This window comes from Verrucosispora sp. SN26_14.1, assembly GCF_004307965.1.
GTDB lineage: Bacteria > Actinomycetota > Actinomycetes > Mycobacteriales > Micromonosporaceae > Micromonospora.
In genome coordinates, this window is sequence record NZ_SISL01000347.1 from 1 (window position 1) to 6309 (window position 6309).

The 6309-nt window shown below is 74.9% G+C and carries 6 protein-coding genes; all 6 read left to right on the top strand.

Features of this window, described 5'->3' with window-relative positions; all coding sequences use genetic code 11:
- On the top strand, positions 1-1441 hold a 1441-nt coding region (locus EYA84_RS23980; RefSeq protein WP_131055567.1), incomplete at its 5' end, for a phage baseplate assembly protein V.
- Entirely contained in the window at positions 1441-1779 is a 339-nt protein-coding gene (locus EYA84_RS23985) for a hypothetical protein (protein WP_131055568.1), read from the top strand. The genes EYA84_RS23980 and EYA84_RS23985, both read left to right, overlap by 1 nt.
- Complete coding sequence (locus tag EYA84_RS23990) at positions 1776-2234, top strand: GPW/gp25 family protein (RefSeq protein ID WP_131055570.1); 459 nt, start codon at positions 1776-1778, stop codon at positions 2232-2234. The genes EYA84_RS23985 and EYA84_RS23990 overlap by 4 nt, the downstream gene beginning before the upstream one ends.
- Positions 2231-4819, top strand: a complete 2589-nt coding sequence (locus tag EYA84_RS23995; protein ID WP_131055572.1) for a putative baseplate assembly protein — start codon at positions 2231-2233, stop codon at positions 4817-4819. The genes EYA84_RS23990 and EYA84_RS23995 overlap by 4 nt, the downstream gene beginning before the upstream one ends.
- Complete coding sequence (locus tag EYA84_RS24000; protein ID WP_131055574.1) at positions 4800-5390, top strand: phage tail protein; 591 nt, start codon at positions 4800-4802, stop codon at positions 5388-5390. The genes EYA84_RS23995 and EYA84_RS24000 overlap by 20 nt, the downstream gene beginning before the upstream one ends.
- Positions 5387-6304, top strand: coding sequence for a hypothetical protein (locus EYA84_RS24005; RefSeq protein ID WP_131055576.1), 918 nt, complete (start codon positions 5387-5389; stop codon positions 6302-6304). The genes EYA84_RS24000 and EYA84_RS24005 overlap by 4 nt, the downstream gene beginning before the upstream one ends.
- Positions 6305-6309 lie beyond the last annotated feature (5 nt).

The window sequence follows — 6309 nt, forward strand, 5'->3', positions numbered from 1 at the left end:
GCCGCCGGTCGCCACGGCGCGGGTCGGCGCGCGCCTGGAGGTCCGCCTCGACGGGTACCCGGCGGCGCTCTTCGGCGGCGAGGTCACCGCCGTCGAGGTCGAGTACGCCGCCGACGGCGCGGCGATCCTGCGGATCCGGGCGTACGACGCGCTGCACCGGTTGCGCAAGCGGCAGCGGTTGCGGGTGTTCGAGTCGGTGACCGCCGCCGAGCTGGCCGCCGACCTCTGCGCCGACCTGGGACTGCGGGTCGACGCCGAGGTCGACGGGCCACGGCTGGACCGGCTGCCGCACCACCGCCCGAGCGACCTCGACCTGCTGGTGGAGGTGACCGGCCGGGCCGGGCTGCACCTGAGTGTCGACGACGACGTGCTGCGTCTGCTGACGCTCGACGGGTACGGCGCGCCGATCCCGCTCGCGCTCGGCCGCGACGTGCACGGCCTGCGGCTGGCGGTCAACGCGGACGCCGCCGTGGGCGAGAGCGCCGCGCTCGGCTGGCACCCGCAGCGGGCCGAAGCGTTCACCTCGCAGGCCGCCGTGCCCCGGTGCGGGCGGGACACCCCGGTGGACCCGGATCCCGCCGACGTGGGCGCGGACGGCACCCGGACCGCGCTGGACCAGCCGGGCCGCAGCGACGACGAGATCGCCGCGCTGGCTCAGGCCCGACTGGACGTACGCGCTGCGGCGCTGGTCACCGCCGAGGGCACCGCCGAGGGTGATCCCGCGTTGCGTCCCGGTCGGCGGATCCGGTTGACCGGGGTCGCCGAGTCGATGGCCGGCACGTACGTGCTGACCGAGGTGGTGCACACCGTCGACGCCGACGGGTACCTGAGTCGTTTCTCCACCGTGCCGCCTCCGGCGCCGCCGGCCGGGTCACCCGCTCCGGCGGTGGTCACCCTGGGCACCGTCACCGACGTGGCGGACCCGGACGGGCTGGGGCGGGTGCGGGTGGAACTGCCCGCGTACGGCGGGGCGGACGCGGGTTGGCTGGCGGTGCTCTGCCCGGGTGCCGGCCGGGGCAAGGGACTGGTGGCGCTGCCCGATCCGCAGGACACCGTGCTGGTGGCGCTGCCCGGTGGGGAACCCGCCTCGGGTGTGGTGCTCGGTGCGCTGTTCGGCGCCGTCACGCCGTACGACACCGGGGTGGACGACGGGCGGGCCCGGCGCTGGTCGCTGCGGACCTCGGGCGGGCAGCAGGTGGTGGTCGACGACGTGGCCCGCAGCCTGCGGTTGAGCACCGACACGGGTAGCTGGCTGGAGCTGACCCCGGACCTGGTCACCCTGCACGCCGCCGCCGACCTGGTGCTCTCCGCCCCGGGCCGGGCGATGGTGGTGCGCGCCCGCAGCGTCGACTTCCTGCACGCCGAGGCGAGCGAGGACCCGGGCACCGCCGCCGAGCGGGCCCGCAGCCTGGCCCGCACCCATCACGGAGGAGGTGGCTGATGCGCTGGATCCATCGCGACTCGGTGATCAGGTGTGACCACGACGGCCGGATCCGCAACGAGGAGTCGCAGGGGTGGGTGCGGGTGGTCGGCGTACCGGTGCTGGTGGCCGACGACCCGAAGGGCCGGAAGATCGTCGCCTGCCCGAACTACGGCGCGACGGTCAAGCCGTGTACGAAGACCGAGCCGGTGCGCGTCGGTTACAGCGACTTCGTCCGCGTGGACGGTCACCGGGTGGTGCTGTCGCACCTGGAGGGCTTCACCGACGGCAGCCCGCCGGGCCAGTTCCGGTACCGGGTACGCGATCCCCGGCAGGCGTTCCTGGGGGCCGACCGGTGAGGGCGATCCGGTTCCTCGGCGCGGGTTTCGACGCCGGGCGCGGTGGGGGGCTCGGACTGACCGCGGCCGGCGGGCTGGCCATGACCGACGGCGACGAAACCGTACGCCAGGCGCTGTTCCTGCTGCTGTCCACCACGCCGGGCGAGCGGCTGATGCGCCCCGGGTACGGCTCCCGGCTGCACCGGTTGGTCTTCGCCCCGAACAACGACACCACCGCCGGGCTGGCCATCCACTACGTCCGCGCGGCGGTCACCCGCTGGGAGCCCCGCATCGACGTGCTCGACGTGGACGCCGGTCCGGACCCGGACGACCCGTGGCGGCTGGTGATCCGGCTGGACTACCGGATCCGGGCCAGCCTCACCCCCGGGCAACTGGTCTTCTCCGTGGACCTGCTGCCCACCGACGACGACCCGTCGGGGCCGACCCTCGACCCCGACGCTGAGGAGGGGCGATGACCCTGCCCGTGCCGCACCTGGACGACCGGACCTTCCTCGACCTGGTGACCGAGGCCCGGGAGCGGATCCGGCAGTCCTGCCCCGGCTGGACCGACCTGTCCGCGCACGATCCGGGCATCGCCCTGTTGGAGGCGTTCGCGCACCTCACCGAGGTGATGATCTATCGGCTGAACCAGTTGCCGGAGAAGGCGTACGTCTCCTTCCTCACCCTGCTCGGTGTGACCCGGCACGCCCCCTCGGCGGCCTGGGCGGAGGTGCGGTTCACCCGGACCGGCGCCGACGACGAGGCGCTGCGGATCCCGGCCGGTACCCGGGTCGCGGCGGCGCGTGGCGCGGACCCGCGACCGGTCGTCTTCGTCACCTGCGAGCCGGCGCTGCTCGCCGCCGGCCAGCGTCAGGTGACCGTCCGGATGCACCACTGCGAGCCGGTCGAGGCGGAACTGCTCGGCGTCGGCACCGGCGCGCCGGGGCAGGTGCTGCGGGCCGGGCGGGCCCCGCTGGCCCGGACCGCCGAACCGTTGGACCTGCTGCTCGGCGTCGAGGTGCCGACCGGCTCGGTGGAGTTGGGCGCGGCGGCCCGCGAGCACGAGGGGCGGACCTTCGAGATCTGGCGGGCGGTGGACAGCTTCGCCGGCCTCGGAGCGCAGGACAAGGCGTACCTGGTGGACCGCTGCTCGGGCACGGTGACCTTCGCCCCGGCGCTGGACCTGCGCGGGCCGGACTCCGCCGGTGACGACGCCCCGGTCGCGGCGGTACCGCCGGCCGGACGGCAGGTGCGGCTCTGGTACCGCGCCGGTGGCGGCACCGCCGGCAACGTGGCGGCCGGGACGCTGACCAGCCTGCGGGACCCGCTGCCCGGGGTGAAGGTGGTCAACCCGGCACCGGCGGCCGGCGGCCGGGAGATGGAGGCGATGGAGTCGGTGCTGCTGCGCGGCCCGTACGCCTTCTTCGCCCAGCAGCGCGCGGTGACCGCCCGCGACTTCGAGGTGCTGGCCACCGGTTCCGGCGGGGTGAGCCGGGCCCGCGCCTTCACCCGGGCCGCCGTCTACAGCTTCGCCCGACCCGGCGAGGTGGAGGTGGTGCTGGTGCCGTACGTGCCGGACGACGCCCGGCCCGGCGGCCGGCTGCCGGTGGAGGTGCTGCGCGGGCACGAGGTGGAGGAGGCGCGGCTGCGGGTCGAGGCGGACCTGGAACGTCGCCGCTCGCTCGGCACCACCTGCCGGGCGAGCTGGGCGCGGTACAAGGCGGTGTCGATCCGGGCCCGGGTGGTGGTGCGCCGGGAGGAGGACGCGGAGGCGGTCCGGCGGCGCATCCACGACCGGCTGCACCAGACGCTGAGTCCGCTGCCCACCCCGCTGAACCCGGCCGGTTGGGCGTTCGGTGAGCCGCTGCGCGCGTCCAACGTGTACCGGTTGCTGGAGCACGCCGAGCCCGGGGTGCGCTACGTCGAGTCGGTGCGGTTCGTCGTCGACGAGGCCCCCGACCAGCAGGTCCGCACGCTCGCCGCGGACCAGTACCAACCCCGCACCTGGTACGCGGGCAGCGGCCCGGTGCTGTTCCGCTCCACCAACGCCGGTGCCGGATGGGAGCCGGCGGGCCGGTTCGACGGGGAGACCGTGCAGCGGGTGGCGCCCGCACCCGCCCCGGTGCGGCCCGGCATCGTGCCCCGGCCCGGGTCGGTGGCGGTGGCCACGGTCCGGTCCGGCGGCGGCTCCCGGGTGCACCTGAGCGCCGACCTGGGCGAGACCTGGTCGCTGCTGACCGATCTGGACTCGCGGATCAGTGACCTGGCCTGGATCGACCGGGACGGCGCGGGCGCGTTGCTGGTCGCCACCGACACCGGCCTGTACGAGGTGTCGCTGCTGCCCGGTGCGGTGCCGTTGCAGATCCTGGTCGACCCGGCCGACGCCGACCGGGGCTTCTACGCGGTGCGGGCGTTCGTCTCCGAGCGCGGCGTACCCGGGGTGGCGGTGGCCGCGCAGGCCGGATTCGGGGTCTACCTCTCCGGTAACGCGGGCCGACCCGGCAGCTTCTCCCACGTCGGGTTGGCCAACGTGGACAACCGGCTGCTCGCCGTGCAGTACGACGGCCCGGCCACGCTGCTGTGGAGCGGTGCCGGCGAGCCGGACCCGAAGCGGCCCGGGCAGGGGTGCTTCCGGGCCCGGCTGTTCGAGTCCGACGTGAAGTGGCAGGCGATGCAGTCCGGCTGGATCGGCGGCACCTGCCGGGACCTGACCTTCAGCGGCACCCAGGCGCTGGCCGCCACGCAGAGCGGCGGGGTGTTGCGGCTGGACACGGTCGCGGCACAGCCGCAGTGGTCGTCGGTGTCGGTCAACTGCGGGCTGCCGCTGCGCGACCGCACCCGGTTCGTGCCGGTGGACGCGATCGCCGCCACCGCCGGGACGGACCGGCTGGTGCTGGCCGGTGGGGAACGCGGCGTGCACCGCAGCGGCGACGCGGTCGACTGGTCGGCCAGCGCCAACCAGGCCACCGCCGACGTGGTCACCGTCCCGGACACCTGGCTGCTCTGCTCCGGCGAGCACGACATCGAGGTGGTGCGGCAGGATGCGTCGACCGGCCATTGAGCGGCTGCTGCCCGCCGCCTACCAGCGCGCCTGCGTGCCGGGCAGCGTGCTGTGGGCGCTGCTGGACGTGATGGAGGCCCTGCACGCGCCGGACGAGGCGGTGCTGGCCGACGTCGACGCGCTGTTCGCGCCGTACCGGGCACCGGGCGGGATGGTGGCGTACCTGGCCGGGTGGGTGGCGATGGACCACGTGGTCGCCGCGCCCCGGCGGGACGCGCCGCTGCCGTTGCCGCTGAGCCGGCTGCGTGACCTGGTGGCGCACGGGGCGGCGCTGGCGACCTGGCGGGGCACCCCGGACGGGCTGCGGACCGCCCTGGAACTGGCCACCGGGGTCACCGGTTTCGTCCTCGACGAGCCGGCCGACCGGCCGTTCCATCTGGTCGTCCGGGTGCCGCCGACCGCCGCCGACCAGCTCGACCTGGTCAGCCGGATCGTCGCGGCGGAGAAGCCGGCCGCCGTGACCGCCGAGATCACCGTCGTGGCGGGCGCACCGGCGGTCGGCCGGGCCAGTGTGCCGTCGCCCTCCCCCGTTCCCACCCCGCCCGATCCCGCTCCGGAGGAGCCGTCATGACCACCGAATGGACCGTCGTCGCCGCAGCCGAGCAGTTCACCCTGGACGTCCGGAACGCCGGGGAGCTGACCTTCACCGTCTCCAACCCGGGGCTCGCGCCGGACACGGTGGTGTTCGACGTGGCGCCCGGCGAGGGTACGCAGCGTTCCTGGTTCACCGTCACCGAACCGCAGCGGGTGGTGCCCGGGCAGGGCTCGGTGTCGTTCCTGGTCCGGCTGGCCGTGCCGGCGGGGACGCCGCCGCGTCGCTACGACATGACCGGCTTCGCGTACTCGGCGAACACCGCGCCGGAGGAGAGTTCCCGGTCCAGTGGCCGGGTCACCTACGAGGTGCGGGCCGTGGCGCCGCCGAAGCGTACGCCCTGGCCGTGGATCGCCGCCGCGGCGGCGCTGGTGCTGGTGGTCTCGGCGGTGGTGGTGTTCCTGGTGGCGCGCGACGACGATCCGCCGCCGCAGGCCCGGGTGGTGACCGTCGAGGCGGAGACGTTGGTGACCGGTGCCCGGGTCGAGTCGCCGACCGGCTCGGCGGCGGCCGTGGCGGTGCAGCCGAACTGTTGCGAGGTGACCTGGTCGCAGGAGAACCAGCTGTTCTTCCTGGGCCGGGCGATCAACGACCGGGTGACCGTGACGGTGGAGGTGCCGGTCCAGGCCGTCTGGCAGTTCTCCACCGTGCGGACCACGGCTCCCGACTACGCCAACACGGTGTTCCTGATCGACGGGCGGCAGGTCGGTGATCCCTTCATCGGCTTCTCCCCCACGGTGCGGGTCACCGACTGGATCGACGTGGCCCGGGTGCCGCTGGCGGCGGGCCCGCACCAGATCACCCTGGTGGCGATCGGCAAGACGCAGAGCACCGACCGCTACTTCGCCGGGGTGGACGCGATCCGCTTCACCGAACTCCCCCCCACCCCCTGACCCCC

Bases quoted from the DNA above. Each gene is read 5' to 3' on its own strand.
- EYA84_RS24005 (WP_131055576.1), top strand. From the start codon at position 5,387: ATGACCACCGAATGGACCGTCGTCGCCGCAGCCGAGCAGTTCACCCTG.
- EYA84_RS23985 (WP_131055568.1), top strand. From the start codon at position 1,441: ATGCGCTGGATCCATCGCGACTCGGTGATCAGGTGTGACCACGACGGC.
- EYA84_RS24000 (WP_131055574.1), top strand. From the start codon at position 4,800: ATGCGTCGACCGGCCATTGAGCGGCTGCTGCCCGCCGCCTACCAGCGC.
- EYA84_RS23995 (WP_131055572.1), top strand. From the start codon at position 2,231: ATGACCCTGCCCGTGCCGCACCTGGACGACCGGACCTTCCTCGACCTG.